Origin of the sequence: Maridesulfovibrio sp. (assembly GCF_963677005.1) — a bacterium.
GTDB lineage: Bacteria > Desulfobacterota > Desulfovibrionia > Desulfovibrionales > Desulfovibrionaceae > Maridesulfovibrio.
Map to the genome: position 1 here is coordinate 1,983,638 of NZ_OY781616.1, position 24,471 is coordinate 2,008,108.

A 24,471-nucleotide genomic window follows, 5' to 3' on the forward strand; every position below is an offset into this window, starting at 1 on the left:
GGCGTTAGATATGAAAAAAATGAAAGCCCTGCTCAAAAGCAAAGCGGAAGAAGGCATCTGGATGGAGGAAGTTCCCGTTCCGCAGTGCGGCCACAACGATGTACTCATCAAAATCAGAAAAACCGCCATCTGCGGAACTGATATACATATATATAATTGGGACAAATGGGCCCAGCAGACCATTCCTGTGCCTATGGTTGTTGGACACGAATTCTCGGGAACCATTGAAAACATGGGCGGAGAAGTTCAGGGACTCGCTCTGGGAGACAGAGTTTCCGCCGAAGGGCACATCACCTGCGGCTACTGCCGCAACTGCCGCGCAGGTAAAAGGCATCTGTGCCGCAACACTCTCGGCGTAGGAGTGAACCGCCCCGGATGTTTTGCCGAATATATCTGCGTGCCCGCATCCAACGTATTCAAGCTCACAGACGCCATCTCGGACGATGTAGGCTCCATTCTCGACCCGCTGGGTAACGCCACCCATACTGCCCTTTCCTTTGATATGGTGGGTGAAGACGTGCTCATTACCGGCGCAGGTCCCATTGGAATGATGGCCGTAGCCATTGCAAGACATGCCGGGGCACGCCACGTGGTCATTACCGATATCAATGACTATCGCCTGAAAATCGCGTCTGAACTGGGCGCAACAAGAGCCGTCAACGTTTCCAGAGAAAATCTGGATGACGTGGTGCGGGACCTGAACATGACCGAAGGGTTCGACATCGGGCTTGAAATGTCCGGCAGCCCGCAGGCATTCAGCGACATGCTGCAGAAGATGAACAATGGCGGGCACATCGCCCTGCTCGGAATTCTCCCGGAAGGAACAGCCATCGACTGGAACATGGTTGTCTTCAAGGGGCTTAAGCTCAAAGGAATATACGGAAGGGAAATGTTCGAGACCTGGTACAAGATGGCATCCATGCTGCAGTCCAATCTGAACATAGAACCGGCCATCACCCATCACTTCAAGATAGACGATTTTCAGGCCGGGTTCGATGTGATGCGTTCCGGACAGTCCGGCAAGGTCATTCTGGACTGGACCTGATGCCGGGACATATATCCTTGAACTGGAACATATATACATAATTATTCCAGAATGTTAATATGCATTCCGGAACAAATGCAAAAAACGCTGAAGCCCCTGAAACAGGGAATGGTTCTCAAACCTTGTTTCAGGGGCTTTCTGCCGAGTTGATTCGGTCGGATTATTTTTTACTGCATAAGCAAACAGCAAAATCATAACGACAAAACCAGTTTTTACATAAAATACACTCCACAACCCTCTTTAAAACACAAACATTCACCCTTGCCTGCCTGTTTTTTAGAAAAATCAACGGCAGTACCACCCTTGCCTGTCGGCCCTCTACCTGCTAAGAAATTTCGTTTTTCAAAACAGAATTTTATATAAGCAGAGCAAAAGCATGACATCATCACGAGAATCCACAGCTTACCTTACCGTAACCTGTAAGGACAGACCCGGAATCGTTGCAGCGGTCTCCGGATTTCTGTTTTCCAAGAATGCCAACATCATACATTCCGACCAGCACTCCAGTGACCCGGTGGGAGGACGCTTCTTCCTCAGAATGAAATTTCATCTGAACGGAATAGAACAGTGCCTTGACGAATTCAAAAAAGAATTCACAGCTGAAGTTGCCAGCAGATTCGACATGGAATGGAGCCTGAATCCGGCCTGGATCAGAAAAAAAACAGCCATTCTGGTTTCCAAGTTCGACCACGCCCTCATGGACCTGCTGTGGAGGGTTAAACGTGATGAACTGTTTACCGAAATCACCATGGTCATCAGCAACCACCCGGATCTGCGCGAGGCCGTTGAATCCTTTGGAGTACCCTTCCGGTATGTTCCGGTGGAGAAGGGCAAAAAAGAGGAATCGGAACAGAAAATCCTAGACCTTCTGGAAGGAAACGCAGACCTGATCATCCTCGCCCGCTACATGCAGATTCTTACACCGAAGCTCATCGAGGCATACCCGAACAGGATAATCAACATCCACCACTCCTTCCTCCCGGCATTCGTGGGAGCAGACCCGTACCGCAGGGCCGCAGAACGCGGAGTAAAGCTTATCGGAGCAACCGCCCATTATGTTACCGAAGAACTGGATCAGGGCCCGATAATCGAACAGGACGTCATTCGGGTCTCACACCGGCATGATGTGGATGAACTCAAAGTTCTGGGAAGAGATATTGAGCGTCAGGTCTTGAGCAGGGCCGTAAAATGGCATCTCTCTGAACGCATTCTGGTGGACGGCAATAAAACGGTAGTATTCATCTAAAAGACATTCAGCCCGGTCGGACAGATCGGACACTTTTGATAAGGCCTCGCGGGAAATCATTACAAAGAATGCTTTCCGCGAAGGTCATCATGTAAATCCGGTTCCTGCTGCTAGGCGCCGGATTTAAGCTTTCTGGCGAGCTGCTCATCGGTCTGCTCGCCTATTCCGAAACGCATGAGCAGTTCATTCAGTTTTCCGCGGATATCCTTGGTCGCCTTGGCCACAGCCTGAAGACTGATGAAAACAAGATAATCAATCTTGAAATCGCCCTTTTCGAACAGTTTGAGGATTGCAGCGGCGAGCTCTTTCTCCAAGGCAAGCAGACGCATTTCAGCAACAAGTTCCTTAACGGTGTTGTGCTTGAAGATAAGCCACTCCCCACCGCCGGAATCCTTGCTCCACAGCCGGGCTCTTCTGATCCTGGTCATGCCCAGTTCACTGAGCCCCTTTATATCTTTGATTGAGGCTCTTCTGCGTTTCAGAACCCTGAGCAGCAGTTTGCTTTCCTCCCCGCGCATCTTGCTTTTGATCAAGGCATTGAATTTAGATTCCGTAAGATAGAAAAAAAGCTTGTCCAGAGCATCCACCCCGAACTGACGCAGAAAGACTGAGACGACCTTTTCATCACGATTGCTGTAATTCTTTAGTCCCAGAAGAAAATCGCGGACAACGATATCAAGGGTAAGGCTGGCCCCTATTGCACAGGCGCTGATCTGATCCTGAGTAAACTGCAGTTGTCTGGCCAGTTCAGCCTCCTTCTCCCCTGTCCCGTCATCAAAGGAGGCCTCCCGCAATTGTGACATGGCGTTTTCATAGTCTTCCCTGAATTTCGTTGTGGCCGGGTCAATGCACACCAATCGAGAAATGCGTTCAATATTATCATTGCTCATCCCCTCACTACGGATGAACGAGCCCCCGTCGGTAAGAGTTTTGTAGGTCATGGACAGTGTCTTCGACGACTCCTCGTCCGCACCGACCTTTTCAAACGCGGCCTGAATCCTGGTCTTGTCTATGGCCGGAATCTCCGAGGTAAAACGTCCGGTCACCGCATCAAACGGAAATCTGAGGATGAGATAACTCTTATCCCTTGATATGGAGTACTTCTCCTCGGTAATAATTTCCTGCAGAGAAGAAGCCACTTCCTCGGTTATGAATTGCTCAATAAGGGAACTCCAGAATTCGCGATCCAACTCAAACTGTTCCAGCAGTGCATTATATTTTTTAAGGGCAGGCTCACCGAAATGACGCAGGGTTACTTCTTCAAAATTATCTGAAATAAGGCAGGTGGCGTACACAACGCCCTGTACGGTCTTGATAAGCAGAGTTTCGGCGTTTATTATCCGGGATCGAATACCCTCCAGAACGTCCTTGTCCTTTCCGCCCTTGAGCTTGCTGTAGCGGCCGAGCATCAGGATGAATTCACTCAGCGTCTTCTTGATGAATTCATGGGCAGGCAGATCAAGCGAACGATGACAAAGAAGAGTGATTATCCCGCTCTGCTGTTTATCCAGCAGGGGAAATTCATTTATGCGGCTGTTGTTATACTTGATGAATTCAAGAAAAACCTCACGCTCCAGCACCTCTCTCAAAGTGCTACGCTCTTTCAATCTTCCCAGTATACCCAGATAGAAATCTATGCGTTTCTCTTTGTCGGGGACCTGTGCGTTTCCCTGCAACGCTTCGCTCATGGAGACTCCGTTCCTGATGAAGTTTTTATTTGCCTAAAAATGTCTCAACTTCGCCATATTAGTCAAGAAGTTTACCTTGTTCCAAGTTTATAATTTCAAACCGGACCGAAAAGGCAGACAAAGCAGCCAGCTCCATGGTATTTTTTTTGCAAGATCGGCATCAGATTATTATTTTTTTTGACGGTCACTGAAAAATTCGCCCGCACGATACGGGCACACCCTAACCACGCGAATACAGAACAATGATAACCTGCAACAAATGCGGTCAGAAAAACAGCGACAACTCGCACGTATGCCAGGCCTGCGGGCATAAACTCCAGTCGAACAGAAACATGCTCAACGGTGCTTCCGGTTCAGGAAACGGAAAATCGGACATGTTTCATATCTCGCTGGAAAAAAACACCATGTTCTCCAAGCATGCGGAAGCCTGGGTCTACGCCATATTTCTTATGGGCGCCGTTATTTTCTTCACCTACCACAGGGTCTACTGGCCCCTCTATGCCCTTACTCCTTCGGTTGCCCTTCTTGCTTGGTTTCGGAAGATTTGACCGTTCTGTTCTGCAATGCCTTAAGAGCTTTCTTCTGGTCCTCTTTCAACAGATCGGGGATAGAACGCTGCCAGAACTCTGCTTCACGGTCCTGTTTCAGTTCCTTTTCCGACTTGGGAAAACAGCATTTTATTACACGCCTGTCGTTACACGAAGCCGGAGAATATTCGATTATTCCGCACTCGTTTTCATCAATATAGAATTTAATACTGCGCCGGAAATGTTTGTTGCGGGACATGATCCGGATTTCACCCTGCTCTATCTTGCAAAAGAAATCCGTATACTTGGCCCCGTAGAAACCGTTATAAACATAAATATTTCCCTGCCGTATACCTTCGTAGCTGTAGTCCGCCGGTTCCTTGCACTGCGACCTGGCGAGAGCGTTCAGTGTCAGACACATGGCCCGGTCCTCCTCCATACTTCTGGCATAGACGGAGGTGGAAAGAAAACAGAACAAAGCCAGCAGACCGAATAAAAATATTTTCCGCATAAAACCCCGCAAAAACATGATTGACGTATTCCATAACGCCTTTTCAGGATACTCCAGCCCGGACTCCCAGGCAAGCTTCCGGGTTGATCATCCGGCCCGGAAACCATGAGAAAAAACTTTTCAAACCAGTGCTGCATGTGTTAGTGGAATTAATCTTTTTTAGCAAATCACCTTCGCCGAAACCTCTCCCGATCGCTTGTCAAAAACCGTTTCACAAAATTGAAAACAGATTTTTTTTCTAAACTTTGTTTAGAAAAAGTCCTGTTTTTTCGACCTGTTTTAAGGTTACGAACCTGTGGAAAACTTTTTATAATCTCATGTAATCTACGATAATCATCTTTAACAGCTTAAATCCGGCATGTAACAACAAATTTTTAATTCCCCCCCTGTACAAAACTCATATGCTGAGATATCTTTCTTCTCGTAGTTACACACGGCGCGATTATTAAGCGCCCAAATTCAAAATCAGAACAGCGCTCACTGCGCCTGTACAAAGCAAGACTATAATATGAATAACAATTCTTCCGGATGGAATCATCTTCGCGGCCTTGAACCCCTCAGTCTGTGCGACTGGCCGGGCAGAACAAGCTGCGTTTTTTTTCTGGGCGGCTGCAATCTGAACTGCCCCACCTGCCATAATTTCGACATGGCATGGAACATGGAACGACTGCCCATTATATCCAGAAGAGATATGACAAATTTCCTGAGGGATAGAGCACGTTGGCTTGACGGGGTCACTATTACCGGTGGCGAGCCTACTACAGTGCCCGGCCTTGGAGAAATCCTCTACGAAATCAGACGGCTTTCCGGGCTGCCTGTCAAACTGGACAGCAACGGGATGCTGCCGGAAGTGGTGGAGGACATACTCCAGCAGGGATTGGCGGATGTATTCGCCATTGATGTGAAAGGACCGTATGAAAAGTACCCCGCCTTGAGCGGGCGTGCCGTCACCGCCGAAGCTGCGCGAGAAAATATGGAAAAAATATTCGCGCTGGCCGAGGCCAACCCCCAAGCATTCTATTTTCGTCTCACCGAAGTTCCCATTCTTACGGACGAAGATGTGGCAACGGCCAGAAGTTACCTTCCGGATGGATTTGAACTGACCATCCAGAACTACATTCCTCCAAGGAGAGAGCATGCCCACCCAGATAATGAAGCGAGACGGCCGGTTGGAGACATGGTCGACTGACCGTATCGCTCAGGCCATTTTCAAAGCACTCAGCGCCAGCGGAATCAAAGACCCCCTCATGGCCAAACGGATGGCCAGAAAGGTTGAACAGAAACTTGACGGCATCGATATTCCGGAACAGGAACATGTCCAGAATATGGTTGAAGAAGTGCTTATGGATTCCAGGCTGCACAGCGTAGCAAAAAAATTCATTCTCTACAGGGACAGCCGCCGCAGACTCAGAAATCAGAAAGACGCCTATCTCGACATCAGGGAAACCATTGACGAGTACCTTGAAAAAAGTGACTGGCGTGTGGCCGAAAACGCCAACATGACCCACTCATTTCAGGGACTCATGCTGCACCTTTCCGGCACCATTCAGGCACGCTATGCGCTTGAAAAGTATCCCGGCGAAATCCGGCAGGCGCACGAACACGGATATTTCCACATCCACGACCTTTCATACGGTCTTGCCGGCTATTGTGCCGGGTGGTCCCTCAGGGACCTGCTGCTCGAAGGCTTCAACCTTGAAGGACGCTCCTGCGCCGGACCGGCCAAACACTTTGATGCAGTGATGGGACAGATGGTCAATTTCCTGGGCACCCTGCAGAACGAATGGGCCGGGGCACAGGCTTTCAACAATGTGGATACCTATCTGGCTCCCTTCATAAGGCACGACGGCCTGAGCTATGAAGAAGTAAGACAGGCCATGCAGAAGTTTGTCTTCAACCTGAACACCACGTCAAGATGGGGTGGACAGAGCCCGTTCACCAACCTCTCCTTTGACCTTGTTCCGCCCAAACACATCGCCGGTGAAGCAGTCATAATCGGCGGGGAGCTTCAGGATTCCACATACGGCGAATATGCCGCCGAAATGGAGATGATCAACAAGTCCTTCATCGATGTAATGCTCAATGGAGACTACCACAACCGCATCTTCTCCTTTCCCATACCGACCTACAATGTCACGGAAGATTTTCCCTGGGATTCCGAGATTGGAAGAAGCCTGCTGGAACTTACCGCCAAGTACGGTGTTCCCTACTTCCAGAATTTCATCAGTTCCGACCTTAGTCCCGAAGACGTCCGCTCCATGTGCTGCCGCCTGCAGATGGACCTGCGCGAACTGCGCAACAAGGTCGGAGGTCTGTTCGGGGCCGGAGACCTGACCGGCTCCATCGGAGTTGTCACCCTCAACCTGCCCAAGCTCGCATATCTGGCTCAGGGGGAAGAGGATTTTCTGGACCTCATAGAAGAGTACGCAGAACAGGCCAAAAATTCTCTTGAGTTCAAACGCAAACTCATTCAGACGAACCTCGATAACGGAATGTTCCCATGGTCCAGACGGTATCTTAAAAACGGATACAAGGGACACTTCTCCACCATCGGCCTGCTGGGCGGACACGAAGCATGCTTGAACCTCCTCGGTAAGGGGATAGACACCCCCTCGGGAATAAGATTGATGACCCGCGTCCTCAATCACCTGCGGGACCTCACCTCCAGATTTCAGGAGGAAACAGGCAACCTGTACAATCTGGAAGCTACCCCGGCCGAAGGGACCAGTTACCGTCTGGCAAAAATAGACAAATCCCTCTATGCGGATATTAAGACTTCCGGTAACGGAACTCCTTATTACACCAACTCCACCACACTGCCCGTGGGCGTGTCCGATGATGTCATTCTTGCTCTCAGCCACCAGAACAAACTGCAGCCGCTTTATACAGGAGGTACGGTTTTCCATACCTTCCTCGGCGAGTCCACAGCAGATCTTGATGCGCTGAAAAGCTTCATCATCAAGGCATTCAGGAATACCAAAATTCCGTATCTGTCCATCACCCCCACATTCTCCATCTGCAAGGAACACGGATACATCCGGGGTGAACATCACGAGTGTCCGGAATGCGGTGCCGAATCCGAAGTCTACACCAGAATTGTCGGATACTACCGCCCGGTCAAACAGTGGAACGACGGCAAGAAGGCTGAATACAAAGACCGGCAAGTCTACAACACCTTCTGCTGTTCATAGTTCAGCACTGCTAAGCAATTTATAAAGACCCGGTCTCAGGCCGGGTCTTTTTTTCGGAACTTCACGCGGGCCCTCTCTCTCCGGTTCCACGCGCATACAAAATCATTTTTTATTGCCATCAAAATTACATTACATTATGGTGTATGTAGATAGCGGTAACCTGACTCGCCGTCATATAAGCAGAAATACAAATGGCGGCAGGATTCCACTGACCCGGTTAACTACGGAGAACTTATGCGCATTTTAGTTGTTGATGATGAACAGATGGTCAGGGAAAACCTTGTTGACTACCTTGAAGACGAAGGACTGGACGTAATTTCGGTGGGAAGTGCCGAGGAAGCTCTGCAGCTTATGCAGACTGAGCATGCCGACATAGCAATTGTAGATATGCGTCTGCCGGTAATGCATGGGAACGATCTGATCATCCACCTGAAAAAGCTGCACCCGGACATGGACTTCATTATCCATACAGGGTCGGTAGACTATGCTGTCCCGCCGGATGTAAGGGACTTTGGTATTTCGTCGGACAACGTACTGCTTAAACCTGTAGCCGACATGGACCTGTTCCTCCAGAAAATCAGGACACTCTTCGGAGATAAGTACGAGTTCTAGGCGAAACACAGCAGGGCAGCAGAGAGATTTCCAGCAAAGGAAATGTTGCCTGGCGTGTCAGGACGAGCATTCCGCGTTCAGGGATGCCGCTTAGATCGCCAAACCTACATTTACTCGTTTTTTCTGTACACGATAACCGGCCCGGACCGCTCGGCAACAAACCTGTCCGTGTACCCGGCCAGAGTTTCCGTGCCCCCGAGCATAAGGTATCCCTGCTCCGGCAGGAGTGAATGAATACGGTGCACCACATCTATCTTGGTCTTATCATCAAAATATATCAGTACATTGCGGCACATCACAAAGTCGAATTTACCCAGTGTCTTAAATGAATCCAGTAAATTGAACTTTCTGAAAGAAACAAGAGTACGTATTTCATCATCCAGAACCCAGCTACGATGATGCTGCTTAAAATATTTCCTGAAACGGTCCGGCAGCCCTCTGGATAACTCCATTTCCGAAAATCTTCCGGCAGTTGCTTTTTCAAGGACCCTGCTGGAAATATCCGTGGCAAGAATTGAAAAATCACCGGCATCCGGCTTAAGCCCGTTAGTGGAGCGGCAGAACTCATGGATGAGCATGGCGAGGGAATACGGCTCCTGCCCGGTAGAGGATGCTGCGCACCAGATGCGTATCTTGCGTCCGCTTCGCCGGGCCCTGACCAGCGGCGGCAGAATTTTATTTCTGATTGAGTTAAACGGGTGGGTATCGCGAAAAAAACTGGTTTCGTTTGTGCTTACGGCAGATATGACTTCATCCAGAAAAGCTTTGTCGCCGCAGCACATCAATTTATAAAAATCCTGCCATGAACCGCATCCGCTGCTCTGAAAAAGAGACTGGAGGCGGTGTTCAATCAGATACTCCTTGCCGTCAGGAATTATCAATCCGCACAGACTGTAGATCTGTCCGCGCAAGAGATCGAATTCTTGTCTTCCGATTTTCACCCGCCCTCCCGGCTAGCTCATTCCCAGCATCACTCCATCCTGTTCAAAAGAACAACTTCATTGGCCCACTGCATGGCCGCCATATGATTACGGGCAACAGCCAGTGCCGAAATTTTATTTTCCTCAATCAGCTTGCCCAGTCTGTTCCAGTCCGCTTTTTCAAAGGCATCTACCAAATCCAGCCAGAGCGCGGCATCCGGATTCTTCCGGGTCAATCCCTGAACCAGTTCATCCCCTATGGGCAACTCCTTCAGCAACTCTTGCATCGGCCTCCCCATGAGGACATCAAGCAATGAAAAAAGTCCCAACAGGAACATGGATTCCGGCGAAAGACAGGAGCAGCACTTCTCGCGGGCAAGAAGTTCCAGAAACTTGGCGCGTTTAATTGATAAAAAGGCGAGTTCACTTCCAGCAGGTCCGGCACACATATCCGACATCAGGATGATCCTGAGCCACCCTGCAAGTTTCTTGTGTCCGATAAGGACAATGGCCTGCTTTATTGATTTGATTGTCTGATCCAGCCCGAAGGTAGGCGAATTCATGAACCGAAGCAGTCGGTAGCTGATTGAGACTTCCGAATTGATGACGCGGCTCAGGTCGTCAACATTAAAGTCTTCTCCGCTGACCGCCTTGAGCATTCTCATTCTGTTGAGGTTGCTTGTGGAAATCTTCTTGCCGGGCACAATTTCCGGACGGCTGAAAAAAAAGCCCTGAAAGAGTTCAAAACCGAGTTCCTTGCAGAACTCGAACATTTTACTGTCTTCAACTTTCTCAGCAAGCAAGGTCACTTTGTACTTGTAGAGCCGCGCAGCAAGTTCAGACAGTTCCTCCCTGGACCTGCCCAGACATTCAACCTTCACGATGTCCGCCAGTTCTATAAAAGGCTCAAACCCTTCCTGTCCGACATAGTCGTCAAGCGCGAGCACATATCCGTTTTCCTTAAGCCGACCAAGGGCTCCGAGAACTTTCTTATCGGGATCTACATTTTCAAGTATTTCAACCACGCAGACATCGGGCGGCAACAGATCGGCAGCATCCTCCAGAATCATATTGCGCGGGAAATTGACCAGCAGCCTCTGCCCCTTGCCGAGGTCTTCCTGAATCAGCCCGAAACCGTCGGCTATGACCTGTGAAGTGGCTGCATCCTGATCACCTATGACAGCAGCACTGCTGACCGCGGAATTGCGAAAAAGAAGCTCGTAACCCCAGACCTCCAGATCGGTTTTAAAAACCGGCTGGCGAGCCACAAAAAAAGAATCGAGAAAGAGATCGGAATCATTGACCATAAAATCCGCCATGTTCGTGTCCTGTATTATTTCCTGTTAAGTCAAATATACTTTAACTCAGCAGCAAAGAGCTTTCAACGGACAATACAAACACAGCGGAAATTAATAATCATGGCATCATGGGAGCCATACGCAAACCTTCTGTTTCATCAAGTCCGAGCATAAGGTTGGCATTTGCAACCGCCTGCCCGGAAGCCCCGCGGCAGAGGTTGTCGATGGCAGCAAGAATTATCAGCCGTCCGGTCCTGGGATCAGGAACCAGTCCGACATCGCAGAACATTGTTCCGCGCACCCAGCGGGTTTCAGGGAGGACGCCCTCGGGCAGCACCCGGATCATCTGCTCAGCGGCGTATGCTTTTTCATAAGTGCTGCGGACATCCTCTGCGGTGACACCATTTTTCATTTTGGTGTAGATGGTTGAGAGGATACCGCGATCAATGGGCAGCAGGTGGGTATTGAAAGAGACAGTGAGATCCTTACCGGCAGCAACAGAAAGTTCCTGTTCAATCTCAGGAGTATGGCGGTGAGTCGTGAGACCATAAGCACGAAAGGAATCGGCAACCTCGCAGAACAGGGAACCTACCTTGGCCCCCCTACCCGCACCGCTGGCACCGGATTTGGAATCAATGACAATATCATCGGTTTCAATCAGCCCTTCGGCAAGAGCCGGGGTAAGTCCCACAATGGCAGAAGTCGGATAGCATCCGGGGTTGGCAACAAGCGAGGCTTCCCTGACCTTGTCGCGATAAAATTCAGGCAGACCGTATACAGCCTTTGTGAGCAGATCCTCACGAGTATGGTCAACCTTGTACCATTCTTCATAGGTCTCGCGATCCCTTATCCTGAAATCGGCACTGAGATCGACGACCTTGACGCCACGGTCATAAAGCTCTCCGCCGATATTCATAGCGGTCTTATGCGGCACGGCAAGAAAAACCAACCTGCAGTTCTTTTCCAGATCATCGACATCCGGAGCGGTGATTTCAAGCGCACCAAGCTCCATGCCGTAAAGAAACGGATAAATATCTGCCAATGTCTTACCGGCCTCGGCGCGCGATGTAACCCGCACCAGCTTCATGCTCGGATGATTGCTCAGTATTCTGGCAAGTTCCATCCCGGTATATCCGGTAACACCGACAAGTCCTACAGGTATTGTACTCATTTTATATAATCCTTGAAAATATGAAGCGCAGACACGCTATAGATAAAATTCATCATTGCAAAGAATGAACAGTTGCACTTTATCAGATTGCCTGAACAGTCTAAAGCGCATCACAATGCTGCAAGCAATAACTCGGTCCGTGCTTGCGGAACCGAAGAAAAACCGAATCTGGAAAAACTATCGGTTCTTGACCTTCTGCACATATTTCATACGAAGATTGCAGAGAAGTTCGCACAGAAGTTTTTCTTCATCCGCGCTCATACCATTTTTTATCTTGTCCTGCAGCAAGGCGAGAACATCAATGGAATGCTTGGCAAGCATCGGCGAATATTCGACTTTGCCGGTTGAAGGATCGGCTATCTCCCCCAGATGCACCATGGCGGAAGAACTGAGTGACATAATGAACGTGGAAAAATTGATTTCCGGAAGCGGCATATCCTTGGTGTATTCATTCCCGCATCCGCATCCGCATTTTTTATCGTCAGACATAACAAAACTCCTTGAACATGTAATCTGCCGGATTCTAAAAAGATCGGACACAATATTCAAGCACTTTGAGACAATGATTTTCTCAACCATGCATTAGCTTCGGCCACAGGCAAAACCAAATGACTGAAAAGAGCAGAATACCCTGAACTGCACCGCAAAAAAAACACAAGGGCGAGAGTGTCGGATCAGTGCGCCTGAGCCCAGTTTCTGCCCAGTCCCAGATCAACCTTCAGCGGCACAACCAAGGAGGTAACGCTCTGCATTTCTTCCTGCAGCAGCCGTCCTATCCCCTCAATATTTGTTTCCGGGCCTTCAACAAGGAGTTCGTCATGAATCTGCAGGATCAGGCGACCGCCCAGATCTCTTATTTCCGAATTTGCGGCAACATTGATCATGGCCATCTTGATTATATCGGCGGCACTGCCCTGAATAACGGTGTTGATGGCCTGCCTGCGGGCCTGTGAAACAACCTGCTGGTTTGTGGAGACAAGTTCCGGCAGAAGCCGTCTGCGCCCGGAAAGGGTCGTAACGTAGCCCTTTTCCCGACCCTGCTCGACCACGGAATCATAAAAATCCTTCAGAACACCGAGCTTCTCGAAATAACGCGCGATAAAATCCTTGGCCTCGTTGATCTTTATACCCAGTTCCCGCGAAAGCTTCTGCGGTCCCATGCCGTAAATAAGCCCGAAGTTGATTGTCTTTGCATTTCGGCGCTCATCACCGGTGACATCGGAAGGTTCCTTATCAAAAAGCAGCGCGGCGGTTCGCGCATGAATATCCTCATCGTGTTCAAAGGCGGACACAAGAGTCGGATCGGCGGAAAAATGGGCCAGCACGCGCAATTCCACCTGAGAATAGTCCGCTGCGGCAAGGCGCATGCCCGGTCCGGCAGTGAAACAGGCCCGCATACGCTTGCCCTGATCGCCACGAATCGGAATGTTCTGCAGGTTCGGCCCGGAGCTGGACAGCCTGCCGGTTGCCGTAGCCAACTGATTGAAATGGGTATGGATGCGGCCGTCACTGCCCACAAGTTTAGGCAGAGGTTCAAGGTACGTGGAGCGGAGCTTCTCCATTTTGCGGTATTCGAGAATATCGGAAATGATCTCATGCTGATCGACAAGTTTCTCAAGCACGGAGTTGGCCGTGGACAATGCTCCTCCGGGAGTCTTGCCGCTGGGCTTGAGTCCGAGTCTGTCAAAAAGCACAGTGCTCATCTGCTGGCTGGAACGTATGTTGAATGACTCACCGGCCCGCTCGTGAATAATGGAAGTGAGTTCGTCCACCCTCTCGCTCACTTCCTTGAGAAACTCTGCGAACGACTCAAGGTCGATGGTGATTCCGGCATCTTCCATATCGGCAAGCACCGGAATAAGGGGAATTTCAAGAGAGCGGACCAGCTCGTCCAGCCCGGCGGTCCGGATACGCGGCCCCAGAACATGCATCAGGGCAAGAGCAGCCATGCCCTGCGCATCCGGGTGAACATCATCCACAGCATCGGGCAGTTCCTCGCCGGCAAAAAGCATGGAGCGCAACCGGTCCCAACCGTAATTACGGTCTTCGGGATTAAGCAGGTAGGCGGCAAGGCTCAAGTCGAACCAACGCGAAAGAGGAATCTCCCGCCAGGCCCGGTCTGCCCTGAAAAACTCTTTCACCTCGGCAACGGCGATAACTTTTGCCTGCTGGAGCCTTTCTACAATCTCCGCAGCCTCGGCCTTGCACATCCATTCTTCACCGGCAAACCCGATGAAATACGTTCCGCCTTCCCGTACAAGTCCGACCTCGCCACCGGAAAAATCAGGCAACTCTGTTACCAAGACTTTTTTTACAGCAAGACGGTTTTCACTCTCGGTCGGAGAAATCGTTTGAGGGCCGAACAATGAAAGCTGACCTGTGTCCGCCTTCCTGCTTTTGGCTGCCGGAGTACGCCCGGAACTCGTTGCCGGAAAAGCACTTTGTACATCCCGCACCAGAGACCGAAATTCGTAGGTCTGCAGATATGTTGAAACCTTTGCGGGGTCCGCAGCCTTGACCTTCAGCTTATCAAGATCAAGACTGGCGCAACTGTCCAGCTTGAGCCGGGTCAATTCGCGGTAAATAAAAATATTTTCAAGCTCGTCCTTCATCTTTTTCCTGATGGCGGGCTGAAGCTTGTCGTAGTTGTCCCTGATGTCTTCAAGAGATGGATACTGGGCCAAAAGCTTTGTCGCAGTGACCTTGCCCACGCCCGGAACTCCCGGAATATTATCCGCAGAGTCGCCGACAAGGGCCTGAAAATCAGCCCACTGATGCGGTTCCAGTCCGGTATCCTCCCGGAAATCAGCCAGAGTTGTAATTTTTTCCTTTTTGCCGGCAGGGTCCCACATATAGACGTTATCATCCAGACATTGCTTGAGGTCCTTATCCGCCCCGAGGATGACCACTGGCCTTTCGGACTTATAGCGTGCGGCCAGAGAAGCAATGCAGTCGTCAGCTTCCTCTCCCTCGGAAACAACCATCGGAACACCCAAGACTGCCATGGCCTCCTTGAGCGGTTCTATCTGAACCCTCAGGTCATCCGGCATCGGCGGGCGCTGGGCCTTGTACTGATCATAGAGTTCGTGGCGAAAATTTTTACCTTTACCGTCCAGCATGAAAACCAGGTACTTGGGCTTTTCTTCCTTGAAAACCTTAAGCAGAACACGCAGGACGATATACAGTGCGTTCGTAGGAAATCCGTCCGAGCGCTTCAGGTCCGGGTAGGCGTGAAATCCGCGGTAAAAAAAAGCCGAGCCGTCAATAAGATACAACGGATCGTCCTGAATATTCAAATTATCCTTAAATGACATTTCAAACTCTCGCTGCACGTAACAGGTGAAATCAAATAACCCCATGGATCAATGAGCAACATAGTATAAGACAAAGAATGTATCAACGGCATAAATTTATTTACGCAAAACATCAAGTTAATTTTTCCTAAACACACCTTCAATTCATCCCAGGTAACTGCGCTGAATCAGTGCACCCGAAAGCACACACCATCAAATGAACGGTGTGCGCTTAATTCCGCCGACAAGGCGCCGGTGCTTTTGTTGCGGTGAAGAGTGTGTGGAAAAAAGGCTGGCGGGTAGAGATCAGATGCGCTTGACGGTCTTTTTCTTGCCTTTGGTAAGCTGTTTGACCACAAATGACTCGGGGTCCGCACCTTCCAGGGCATTGAGCTTGATTTCCGCTCGGGCTGCAGCCTTGTGTCCCCCGGCGGAACCGATCTCGCTGAACAACTTGGCCGCCATCCTGCCCATGTTCTTGCGCAGGCCGTCACCCCGGAAAATAATCACCAGCGTATCTTCGTAGATTCCCGAGACAACATCCCAGGAAACACCGTGTACGCGCATGAAAAAATCCGCGAGAATAACCAGAGTATCCGGGTTTTCCACCTTGCCGAGATGGGAATAGAGCCCCGGTCCGATACGGCGCAGGTTATAGAAAGCACGGGAGAAATAGCGCAGCCAGTCGGGATGAATCTCACTTTTGGTGATCCGCTTGATCAGGTTCATGTCCCCGTACTTGGTCAGATAGCGGAAGGCCTTGACATCATCATCGATGAAAGGCCGCTCAAAACTCTGGGTATCGGTCTTGATCCCGTAAAGCAGGGCCGTGGCCAGAAGCTTTGCAGGCCGAATCTTGAGGTTGTAGAGATACTCGGTCAGCATGGTGCTGGTGGCACCGTAATCAGGCCTGATATCTGTAAATTCTGCGAAAGGATACGGCTCCGGAGGGAGTGGATGGTGGTCTATGACCACTGAAAATTTCACGTCATCAAAATCCGGATGATGATGCGGCTGGGAATCGATTATCGCGTACCTGTCGTACTGCGCCACCAACGTCGGGATCATCCTTTGCGCCGGAATGCGCAGGTAGTGGATCATGGCCAGGTTGTCCAGCCGCTTGACCTCGTTGATGTGAGCAATCCCCACACCGGCCACCCTGCGGCCTACAATGCGTTTGAATGCCATGGCCGAGGCCAGGGAATCCGGGTCGGCATTAACCACTACAAGCCAGCGTTCATCTTTGTTGCACAGGGCAAGCAAATCCTGAATCCGGTCTTCAAGCTGTTTGAAATAAGCCATAATTATTTTTTCAAGGTCAGGGGCAGACCTGCGGCCACGAGATACGCCTCATCGGCTAATGCGGCCATTTTTCGGTTGAGTGACCCCAGGTTTCTTATGAAACCGCGGAGCTCACGGGTCATGGGTATGGGGCCAAGGCCCACTTCACACGACACCAGAATAATATCCGGCCCGTCCCAATCAGACAAAAGCCGGACAACATCCCCGATAAGACATTCACCCTGTGCATCCTGCAGACAGGAAAACATCCAGAAATCCAGACTATCCACCAGCAGATGGTCATAATCCTTTTTTGCCCTTTTCAGAACGGAACACAGATCCGCCCCCGCCTCCAGCACTGGGATGGAAGGGTCCCGTTCCTTACGATGCTGCGTTATCTGCCGGCGGAAGGCCATATCTTTGGCCTTACCTGTGGCGATAAAACATTTCTTCCCGGTGTACCCGGCAAAAAGATCAAGGGCATAGTCCGATTTTCCCGACTTATTGCCCCCAAGTATGAATGTAATCAAGATTTCTCCTCAAATACAAAAATACAATATCGGGAAAACTTTCCCTTACCTACTCTATTTTGCGCACTATCCGCAACCACAAGAAAAATTTCACAAGGTGAGTACGTGATTATTTATCAGCAAAATATTTTTCAAGGAATTTCAGCGAATTAGAAAATCCGACTTCTTCAAAAACCTCGACTGTAACCGTTCCGTTTCCATCAAGCAGACTGAACATGACATCCAGAACAGGAATATCACTATCGGAAAGGCTGTCCAGAGGCGCATGTTTTCCACCGGGACCGGGAGCATTGAGATGCAGCATACGAACAATTCCCTTGATCTGTCCGTCCAGTAGAGAATGTTGTCCGTATGACAGTATGTGCCCGAGATCAAGACATATTCCGAATCCGCATTCCCGGATAGTCCCTACATAGTCACTTAGGCTGTTCTCTTTTATGTTCTCAAACAGAAACATTCCAGGATCAAAACCCGCCCCCCTGATTGCACCAGCGAAATCCATCAAAGCTTTTTCCGCTTCAGGACCATCTTCGGGCGGATGTATCACATGCGCACGCGGACTGAGGTGTGCGGCCAGCGAGGCAAGTTCAAGCACAATACCGGCGACCGCATCGCCGCCGGCGGACCACGGCAGGTCCAGCGGGTGATGTATGTGAAAGGACAGTCCGGTTTCGGCAAGATCAGTAGGCAAATCGTTCCGGGTATATTTAAGACACGCCTCGGTCTCGAAGAAAAGAAGGGCTATTTCATCCACTTTTCCTGCGAGGTGGAAACAATTCTCCGCCACGGTGCCCGGAATTACCCAGGAAGGAGCTGCCAGAACGATTTTCGGCCTGTTGGTATTCAAAAATTTGAACATTATTTCCGCCTCGGAGCAGATTTTTCGATAATTAAAAAAAACGACTTGTCACTTAAACTGTGATCATGGGACTTTCAGAAGAAGGCATGTTTATTGCTTATACAAGAAGTAACGATTACAATTTCAGCGGAGAGAGTTAAAATGAAAAGGGTCAGAAATTTTTTTCAACACTATCTGAACCCGTTGCACATCTTCTGCAGGCTTCGGGGAGTAGGTTTGAGTGTAATTACCGCCAAAAGAATGTCCATGGTATACGAAAAAATCCTTTATCGAGTATTTCTACTTTAATTCACCTTTCACAGGGTATAGAAACCCGGAAAAGACCGCCCCGATCACATGTCCAGCAGGCTGATCCGCTTTTCCTTCTGGACCTTGCGGGCGACCATGGCCGACCTTTTCACACAGTCCGGAAGATTGTTCAGAAACCGAGACACGGGAAGACGCAAGGTTCGTCCGTAAAGCTGCCTTTTATCCGCGTGTGAAAGGTATAATTTCTTTCTGGCTCTGGTCATGCCCACGTAGAGCAGCCTGCGCTCCTCTCCTTCGTCAGCCATTGCGGCTGCTCCTGTGACGTTGCCGGTCAGCACATCTATTCCGGCAAAAGGCATAATCCCGTCATCCAGACCGGCCAGAAAAACAGCATCGAATTCCAGGCCCTTCGCGGCATGCATGGACATGATCCGCACCTTTTCGGCCTTTTTGCGGACCTGATCAAGATCGTCCTGCATGTGAATCCAGTTCAGCAGGCCGGACCATCCGCCGTATTCCTTATATCCCTTGGACATCTCCCTGAACGCCCTGCTCTCCCAGAAAAGCTGGTCGAATGGCGGCATGTTGTCCAGATAGGCGGAAAGGCCCAAAGGCCCCTGTGCGATAATCCGCTCCGGCACTTCCGGAACCTCTTCATCGGCATCCTCGGCAAAGCCCAACATACGCCGGGCTGCGGCCAGCAGGGCCTCAACACGCGGGTCATGCCAGAAACTTTCATTTTCCGGGACACTGCAGGGTATGCCCTGCCGCTTGAGCATTGACTCGATAGGACCGATCAGCGCCTTGAAGCGCACCAGCACGGCAATATCTCCGGGACTCATCGTGCCGTGCCCGAAAGAATCGCCGAGGCTGTGACTCGTGGCCCCGATAAGATGCTTCACGCGATCGCTGATCCATGATGCCTCGCGGGTGCTGTCCGGTGCTGAAAAAAGATGAATATCGGCTTCGTAATTCCTTCTGGCCGTAAGCAGAGTGGGATTTTCAAGCACGGAAGCGGCTGCGTCCAGCACTTCCTGCGCGGAACGGTAGTTGTCCTCAAGAGAAACTTCGATCAGATCGCTCCAGAACTCCCTGAACCGCTGGGCCACATCACCGGCTGCGCCCCGGAATCCGTAAATGGACTGATCCGGGTCACCGATGGCGAAAAGCCCCTCGCCGTCCTCTCCGGCCAGCCTGTGTACTATGGCGATCTGCAAGGGAGAAAGGTCCTGAACCTCGTCTACCAGCACATGAGTGAAACTGCGCACGTACCGATCGGACTTCAGCTCCTCCAGCCAGAATTCGAGCAGGTCGGTATAATCGACCAGATTGAACTGATCCTTCTGGGCGGAGTATGCGGCCAGAATCACAGCTTCCGCTTCTCCGGGAGGCTGCATGGTTTCACGAGCCAGACTGAGGGATTCCCAGGCATTCTTCAGCTTTGCACCGCTCAGTTGCGGATTGGCCCGGGCAAAAACTTTTTTGGCCCCCTCCTCATTCAGAAGCACCGGAGCCTGATCAAACGAGGTCTGCCAGTATTCAAAGGCCAGCGCGTGCAGGGTATCCGCCCTTGGCAGCACCTCTTCATCGCCGAGCATGTTGCGCATGCGCTCGTTCATCTCTTCGGCCGCCTTGCGGGTGAATGTCAGCGCAAGGAGGCGTCTGGCCCTTGTGCCCCTTTCAAGCAGATATTTGATCCGGCCCATCAGGGTCTGGGTCTTGCCCGTACCCGGTCCGGCAATGACCAGCACAGGAGCTGGTCCGGCCTCCACAGCGGCCTTCTGGGCCTCATTGAACCGGACAACCCCGGAATCCTCTTCCACAGCGGATTCCTTGAGGATCTCAATGCCCGGTTTGCGCATATCCAGATCACTCTTTTCCTTGCGCACAACCACGAGCTTGACGCCGTTGACTATTTCGTCGCGTTCCTGCGGAGAGAAAACTGAAATTGTGCCGTACTGGCCGTCAAAACCGGAATTGCGGATAACCTGCCCTTCGCGCATGCGCCTGATGCCTTCGGCCAGATGCACGTTATGCCGCCTTATATCCTCCACCGGAACCTGTTGCAGCACGGTAAATTCCGAACCGAAATCCCTGATGAGCGGGGCGTAGATTCCGAGTACTTTTTTGCTCTTGGGCCCTGTTCCGACCACTTCAGAAATAAGCTCCTTGAGCGGAACGAGCGAGGCGAATCCGGGCTGTCCCTTGGGCTGCTGCGGATCATCGCGGTCCGCGAGCTCCATGATCCGGGAATAGACTCCACGGGTAAGCGGCTTGCCGCAGACCGGGCATATCCCGCCGCGCATTTTCGATTCACGGGGATCAAGCACCACGCCGCATTTGCGGTGCCCGTCCATGTGGTACTTGCCCTCTTCCGGGAAAAATTCGATGGTTCCCATGAACTTGTGGCCAAGTCCCTCCCCACGCAGAGCCCGGTAGATACCTTCATAGGAAAGATCACCGCTGAAAACGTTGGCCTCCCGTCCCAGATTCTCACCGGAATGGGCATCGGAGTTTGAAATCATGCGGAATCTGTCCAGAGCGGAAATGAGCCAGTTCATTTCCGGGTCCGAGGAAAGACCGGTCTCCATGGCAAAAATTTCCGATCCGAGATCGCCGAAACATTCCTCTACGGAATCGAAGCCGGATTTCGCCCCGAACAGCGAAAACCATGGAGTCCAGATATGGGCGGGAACCAGAAAGGCCTTGTCGTGGGTTTCGAGGACTATTTCCAGCAGGTCCCTGCTGTCCAGCCCGAGAATGGGCCGTCCGTCCGATTTGAGATTGCCGATGGCATCGAGCCGGGCATTGAATTTTTTGACCGAATCCAGATCGGGCATGAAGACAAGGTTGTGCACCTTGCGGGTCTTGCCCAGCTTTTTATATATGGAGCTTATTTCCGTCTGCAGCATGAACCGGGTCTGTCCGGCAAAGGGGCCGTCCGCCCAGCCGATCTCTTTTTCCAGCCCCTGCGGGTCCTTGAGGGAAAAAAGTCCCGATCCGTCATCCACAAGCTGGTCTTCTATCTCGGCCACCCATTCAGGATGGGTGAAGTCCCCGGTCCCGATTACGTCAATCCCCTTCACCCTCGCCCATGCGGCGAGCAGTCTGGGGCTCAGGGCCTTGCTGGTTGCGCGTGAAAATCTGGAATGGATATGCAGGTCGGCGATAAATCTTTCCATGGTCTCCCGTTCGTTCCCATCTGGATCATGTTCTGCGGAACTGATCTATTTCAAAAGCACAACCATTTGTCATAATTGTACTTTACAACAGCAGTACTGTAACGTCGTCATCCTTTTCAACGTGTATACGGGACAGTACATCCGGACACAACGGATTGCAAGGCAGCCCCCGCTTTGATAGACACTTTTCAACAGAAGTGAGCCGCAGACTGATGCGGGAGACTCAGCACAGCAATACGGGCAATAAGACACACAGCCAAAAACAATACACGGGGTTCAAGTGAAATTCGCTACGGTTTACGACATATGCAATGATCCCATTCTGAATACAGAAAAGCCCGGCATGCCGGGTGAAAGCCTGCGCAAGCTCTATAAAAAACTGTTCGGCAATCCGTTTCTGAAGCACTTTGTGCTGCGCTGGTGCTCGCACCCGGCCATCCCCATGGAAAAAGTAGGACCGTACCGCGACATGATGTCCGCCGCCATGCAGGCCGATTATGAAAACTGGCAGAACCGGGAGTGGATAGAAAAGACATTCGCCCCCCTGGCCGAATTGCTCGACCGGGTCCAGGACCCGCAGTGGCGGATACGCCGTCCGGCCGACACCCGGCCTGCACAGATCGGGAAAAAAGAAGTGGATGAAGTGCTGAACGCCGTGCTCAGGGACATCTTCCGGGTCTGGGACAAAAACCCGGACGATCCGTATTTTCCGGTTTCCGCACAGGTGCTGATGCCCGGAGACTCCGTCTGCGACGGCGAAAATTTCCTGAACATCATGACCGGGCTGGGTTCATACGAATTTCAGAATATCAACCTGCTTTTCGGGCTGATGCGCTGCTTCCTGCACGCCAATCCCATTGCGCTGAAACTTTTCCGGCGGCCATGGAAAGGCATTGCCGAACCTCTCTCCATGCGTGTTTCATGGATTACGCATCGCACGGCCTTTTACGACGATATTTTCTGGGAACAGATTTTCAACCTGTACGTGCTGGACGAACTGGAGCAAAAAGAACAGGACAGGCTCAAGGATATGATGGAATCCATACTGCGGTTCCTCATCGTAACCAGCATGGAATGGCTGACCGCCCCCGGATCGGGAATCAGGCATCCGGCCATCACCTGTCTGCCGAAGGACGAAAACGGAGAACCGCTCTGCAATCTCAAGCCGCGGGACTGGAAAGCCAAAAAGGAACTCGGATTCGACGACTATGTGCCGGACGTGGACACCACTTTTCTGGCTCTGGCCATGTCCCGCAAATGGCTGGATCTTGTCGCGGATAGAAATCTGGATTGCGACCGGGAACTGCTGCAGCAGGCCGAGGAAATCCTGAATTTCCCGTGGGTGGAAATAATTACCGAATATCAGGTCGGCAGCGGTAACAACACCAATCCGCCGACCATAACCATGACCCGCCCGCTGGATTACTTCGGGGCTGTTCCCCTCTGGTTTGACAAGCCTTTCGTCAAGAATGACGGCCGGGTGGTCCGGGAAACCCTCGGCAATGAGATCTGTCCCGGTCACAATATGGATATTCTGGAGTGCATACTGGCCAACCGCAAGCAGTGGAAAGCTCTGGAAGGTGAAAATCTGGAAACGGTCAAACGGTTTCTGACCTTCCACCACAATGCATTCAGCAGCGGAAACTTCCGGCAGGACAGCGCGGTACGATTCTATCTGCCGGAAATATACGTCAGCTATGCCGGAAGGCTTTATGATACATGGCTCACGCTTTCCGATGAAGAAAGGCAACTTGTCGACCCGGACGGCAAGGTGGAAGAAATCAGGCACGCAGCCATGGATTACTGCCGATACGACATGCTCGGCTCTACGCTCAACCCCTTTGACGCGTCACTTGCCGTGGCGACCCTCTGTCTGCTGCGCTACCCCCGCAAAGGTGACGGCCTCATTGAGCGGGGGTTGGAAATTCTGCACAAGCATCTAGGAGAGGGCTGCTTCAAGCATCCCTACAAGGCATACGAATGGACCATGGTCCGTCACCCGACACGCATAATAGTCGGCAGTGAGGTGACCACATCGCTTTTCGCCATGAATGCCGTGGCCTGTTACAGGCATTATATTAGATGATGCGCTTCGCGCTTTTAATAATCTGATTTCGCCGCCGGCGGCCAAAGGACCCGCGGCCCTTTGGAATCCCTATTTGTTTAAATCTGTCAACTTATGACGTTCATAGGGATTTAAAATTCTGCGTAGCCAAGTGATAGGATGAGCCGTTACCCCGACTCATCCTGTCACTTGGCCTGTTTTTAGCTATTTCAACTTCTTGCCGTCATGCCAGGCCCTGCCCACACATTCCCCGACACTCCAGTAGAGGTTGTCTGGCATGGTCAGGGTGAAAGGATTCACTTTCTTTATGTCCGGCACTCCGTCGGTCAGGATGGACTCGTTGCACCATGTCGCCACGACCTCACCCACAAAAAGCGTATCGTTGGGCAGTTCCATGGAATCGTAAACTTTGCACTCAATCGACATCGGGCAGGATTTGATCACCGGGGCATTCTCCAACTCACCGCGTTCCACTTCGAACAACTCCGATTTATCAAGGGTGCTGCCGGAAACCAGTCCTACGAAATCTGTAATCTCAACCATGTCAACGGAAGGAATGTTCACGCTGAACTCTCCGCTGGCCTTGATAGCGGGATTGGAAAAATGCCTTTTTCCAACGGAAACCATCATCAGCGCGGGGTTGTAGTTAACCCGGGAAACCCAGGCCAGGGCCATGAAATTATCCCGCCCCTCGTGCCTGCATCCGAGAATGGTCTGGGGCATGGGCATGGTGAAACCCTGCACCCCGATATTTTTCTTTGTCATTTCAACTCCTGTTTAACACGATCAGATTCGTGCGGTAT

19 protein-coding genes are annotated in these 24,471 nt (G+C 51.1%); 7 read left to right on the forward strand and 12 right to left on the reverse strand.

The features are described from left to right. Nucleotides 1-19 precede the first annotated feature (19 nt). On the forward strand, nt 20-1,045 hold the full coding sequence (gene tdh / locus ACKU4E_RS08975) for an L-threonine 3-dehydrogenase (protein WP_407944126.1): 1,026 nt from the start codon (nt 20-22) through the stop codon (nt 1,043-1,045). Nucleotides 1,046-1,421: 376 nt separating this feature from the next. Beyond that, nucleotides 1,422-2,291, forward strand: coding sequence for a formyltetrahydrofolate deformylase (gene purU, locus ACKU4E_RS08980; protein WP_320170733.1), 870 nt, complete (start codon nt 1,422-1,424; stop codon nt 2,289-2,291). 110 nt (nt 2,292-2,401) lie between these two features. Here purU and ACKU4E_RS08985 read toward each other — a convergent pair whose 3' ends face one another. Continuing rightward, nucleotides 2,402-3,979 carry a hypothetical protein gene (locus tag ACKU4E_RS08985; protein WP_320170734.1) on the reverse strand — a complete coding sequence of 526 codons (1,578 nt, stop codon included), beginning with the start codon at nt 3,977-3,979 and terminating at the stop codon, nt 2,402-2,404. A gap of 242 nt (nt 3,980-4,221) precedes the next feature. On the opposite strand from ACKU4E_RS08985, the gene ACKU4E_RS08990 reads away from it, so the two are divergent. After that, a complete protein-coding gene (locus ACKU4E_RS08990; RefSeq protein ID WP_320170735.1) occupies nt 4,222-4,527 on the forward strand; it encodes a zinc-ribbon domain-containing protein in 306 nt (101 codons plus the stop codon). On the opposite strand, the gene ACKU4E_RS08995 is transcribed toward ACKU4E_RS08990, so the two are convergent. After that, nucleotides 4,484-5,017, reverse strand: coding sequence for a hypothetical protein (locus ACKU4E_RS08995; RefSeq protein WP_320170736.1), 534 nt, complete (start codon nt 5,015-5,017; stop codon nt 4,484-4,486). The two genes, ACKU4E_RS08990 and ACKU4E_RS08995, sit on opposite strands and share 44 nt — an antisense overlap. Before the next feature lie 508 nt (nt 5,018-5,525). Here ACKU4E_RS08995 and ACKU4E_RS09000 point away from each other — a divergent pair. The 3 genes from ACKU4E_RS09000 (at nt 5,526) to ACKU4E_RS09010 (ending at nt 8,820) form a co-directional block, all read left to right on the forward strand. Continuing rightward, the gene (locus ACKU4E_RS09000; protein ID WP_320170737.1) at nt 5,526-6,206 is read left to right on the forward strand and encodes an anaerobic ribonucleoside-triphosphate reductase activating protein; all 681 of its coding nucleotides are present in this window, start codon (nt 5,526-5,528) and stop codon (nt 6,204-6,206) included. Beyond that, the gene (locus ACKU4E_RS09005; protein ID WP_320170738.1) at nt 6,154-8,208 is read left to right on the forward strand and encodes a ribonucleoside triphosphate reductase; all 2,055 of its coding nucleotides are present in this window, start codon (nt 6,154-6,156) and stop codon (nt 8,206-8,208) included. Before ACKU4E_RS09000 ends, ACKU4E_RS09005 begins: the two co-directional genes overlap by 53 nt. A 234-nt stretch (nt 8,209-8,442) precedes the next feature. Then, the gene (locus tag ACKU4E_RS09010; RefSeq protein ID WP_320170739.1) at nt 8,443-8,820 is read left to right on the forward strand and encodes a response regulator; all 378 of its coding nucleotides are present in this window, start codon (nt 8,443-8,445) and stop codon (nt 8,818-8,820) included. Nucleotides 8,821-8,930: 110 nt separating this feature from the next. Here the strand turns inward: ACKU4E_RS09010 and ACKU4E_RS09015 are convergent, their stop codons facing one another. The 9 genes from ACKU4E_RS09015 to ACKU4E_RS09055 all read right to left on the reverse strand — a co-directional run bounded on the left by ACKU4E_RS09015 (nt 8,931) and on the right by ACKU4E_RS09055 (nt 21,603). Continuing rightward, a complete protein-coding gene (locus ACKU4E_RS09015) occupies nt 8,931-9,761 on the reverse strand; it encodes a protein-glutamate O-methyltransferase CheR (RefSeq protein WP_320170740.1) in 831 nt (276 codons plus the stop codon). A gap of 29 nt (nt 9,762-9,790) precedes the next feature. Beyond that, nucleotides 9,791-11,059 carry an HDOD domain-containing protein gene (locus ACKU4E_RS09020; protein WP_320170741.1) on the reverse strand — a complete coding sequence of 423 codons (1,269 nt, stop codon included), beginning with the start codon at nt 11,057-11,059 and terminating at the stop codon, nt 9,791-9,793. Nucleotides 11,060-11,156: 97 nt separating this feature from the next. Next, entirely contained in the window at nt 11,157-12,209 is a 1,053-nt protein-coding gene (gene argC, locus ACKU4E_RS09025) for an N-acetyl-gamma-glutamyl-phosphate reductase (RefSeq protein WP_320170742.1), read from the reverse strand. Nucleotides 12,210-12,386: 177 nt separating this feature from the next. Further along, a complete protein-coding gene (locus ACKU4E_RS09030; RefSeq protein WP_320170743.1) occupies nt 12,387-12,698 on the reverse strand; it encodes a DUF1844 domain-containing protein in 312 nt (103 codons plus the stop codon). Between the two features lie 185 nt (nt 12,699-12,883). Continuing rightward, on the reverse strand, nt 12,884-15,523 hold the full coding sequence (gene polA / locus ACKU4E_RS09035) for a DNA polymerase I (protein ID WP_320170744.1): 2,640 nt from the start codon (nt 15,521-15,523) through the stop codon (nt 12,884-12,886). Nucleotides 15,524-15,808: 285 nt separating this feature from the next. Beyond that, entirely contained in the window at nt 15,809-16,804 is a 996-nt protein-coding gene (locus ACKU4E_RS09040; RefSeq protein ID WP_320170745.1) for a DHH family phosphoesterase, read from the reverse strand. Between the two features lie 2 nt (nt 16,805-16,806). Further along, nucleotides 16,807-17,313, reverse strand: a complete 507-nt coding sequence (locus tag ACKU4E_RS09045; RefSeq protein WP_320170746.1) for a bifunctional adenosylcobinamide kinase/adenosylcobinamide-phosphate guanylyltransferase — start codon at nt 17,311-17,313, stop codon at nt 16,807-16,809. Nucleotides 17,314-17,422: 109 nt separating this feature from the next. Further along, nucleotides 17,423-18,172 carry a cobamide remodeling phosphodiesterase CbiR gene (gene cbiR, locus ACKU4E_RS09050; protein WP_320170747.1) on the reverse strand — a complete coding sequence of 250 codons (750 nt, stop codon included), beginning with the start codon at nt 18,170-18,172 and terminating at the stop codon, nt 17,423-17,425. 332 nt (nt 18,173-18,504) lie between these two features. Beyond that, nucleotides 18,505-21,603: a UvrD-helicase domain-containing protein gene (locus tag ACKU4E_RS09055; protein WP_320170748.1), complete on the reverse strand. Its 3,099-nt coding sequence runs from the start codon at nt 21,601-21,603 to the stop codon at nt 18,505-18,507. A 280-nt stretch (nt 21,604-21,883) separates the two neighbouring features. Here ACKU4E_RS09055 and ACKU4E_RS09060 point away from each other — a divergent pair, with 280 nt between their 5' ends. Then, nucleotides 21,884-23,689: a hypothetical protein gene (locus ACKU4E_RS09060; RefSeq protein WP_320170749.1), complete on the forward strand. Its 1,806-nt coding sequence runs from the start codon at nt 21,884-21,886 to the stop codon at nt 23,687-23,689. 183 nt (nt 23,690-23,872) lie between these two features. Here ACKU4E_RS09060 and ACKU4E_RS09065 read toward each other — a convergent pair whose 3' ends face one another. Continuing rightward, nucleotides 23,873-24,433 (reverse strand): flavin reductase family protein, encoded by a 561-nt coding sequence (locus ACKU4E_RS09065; RefSeq protein ID WP_320170750.1) that lies wholly within the window; start codon nt 24,431-24,433, stop codon nt 23,873-23,875. Between the last annotated feature and the right edge of the window lie 38 nt (nt 24,434-24,471).

What these genes read in the sequence shown, in the direction of transcription:
- tdh (WP_407944126.1), top strand. Translation starts at nt 20, where the DNA reads ATGAAAGCCCTGCTCAAAAGCAAAGCGGAAGAAGGCATCTGGATGGAG.
- purU (WP_320170733.1), top strand. Translation starts at nt 1,422, where the DNA reads ATGACATCATCACGAGAATCCACAGCTTACCTTACCGTAACCTGTAAG.
- ACKU4E_RS08985 (WP_320170734.1), bottom strand. Translation starts at nt 3,979, where the DNA reads ATGAGCGAAGCGTTGCAGGGAAACGCACAGGTCCCCGACAAAGAGAAA.
- ACKU4E_RS08990 (WP_320170735.1), top strand. Translation starts at nt 4,222, where the DNA reads ATGATAACCTGCAACAAATGCGGTCAGAAAAACAGCGACAACTCGCAC.
- ACKU4E_RS08995 (WP_320170736.1), bottom strand. Translation starts at nt 5,017, where the DNA reads ATGCGGAAAATATTTTTATTCGGTCTGCTGGCTTTGTTCTGTTTTCTT.
- ACKU4E_RS09000 (WP_320170737.1), top strand. Translation starts at nt 5,526, where the DNA reads ATGAATAACAATTCTTCCGGATGGAATCATCTTCGCGGCCTTGAACCC.
- ACKU4E_RS09005 (WP_320170738.1), top strand. Translation starts at nt 6,154, where the DNA reads ATGCCCACCCAGATAATGAAGCGAGACGGCCGGTTGGAGACATGGTCG.
- ACKU4E_RS09010 (WP_320170739.1), top strand. Translation starts at nt 8,443, where the DNA reads ATGCGCATTTTAGTTGTTGATGATGAACAGATGGTCAGGGAAAACCTT.
- ACKU4E_RS09020 (WP_320170741.1), bottom strand. Translation starts at nt 11,059, where the DNA reads ATGGCGGATTTTATGGTCAATGATTCCGATCTCTTTCTCGATTCTTTT.
- argC (WP_320170742.1), bottom strand. Translation starts at nt 12,209, where the DNA reads ATGAGTACAATACCTGTAGGACTTGTCGGTGTTACCGGATATACCGGG.
- ACKU4E_RS09030 (WP_320170743.1), bottom strand. Translation starts at nt 12,698, where the DNA reads ATGTCTGACGATAAAAAATGCGGATGCGGATGCGGGAATGAATACACC.
- polA (WP_320170744.1), bottom strand. Translation starts at nt 15,523, where the DNA reads ATGTCATTTAAGGATAATTTGAATATTCAGGACGATCCGTTGTATCTT.
- ACKU4E_RS09040 (WP_320170745.1), bottom strand. Translation starts at nt 16,804, where the DNA reads ATGGCTTATTTCAAACAGCTTGAAGACCGGATTCAGGATTTGCTTGCC.
- cbiR (WP_320170747.1), bottom strand. Translation starts at nt 18,172, where the DNA reads ATGTTCAAATTTTTGAATACCAACAGGCCGAAAATCGTTCTGGCAGCT.
- ACKU4E_RS09055 (WP_320170748.1), bottom strand. Translation starts at nt 21,603, where the DNA reads ATGGAAAGATTTATCGCCGACCTGCATATCCATTCCAGATTTTCACGC.
- ACKU4E_RS09065 (WP_320170750.1), bottom strand. Translation starts at nt 24,433, where the DNA reads ATGACAAAGAAAAATATCGGGGTGCAGGGTTTCACCATGCCCATGCCC.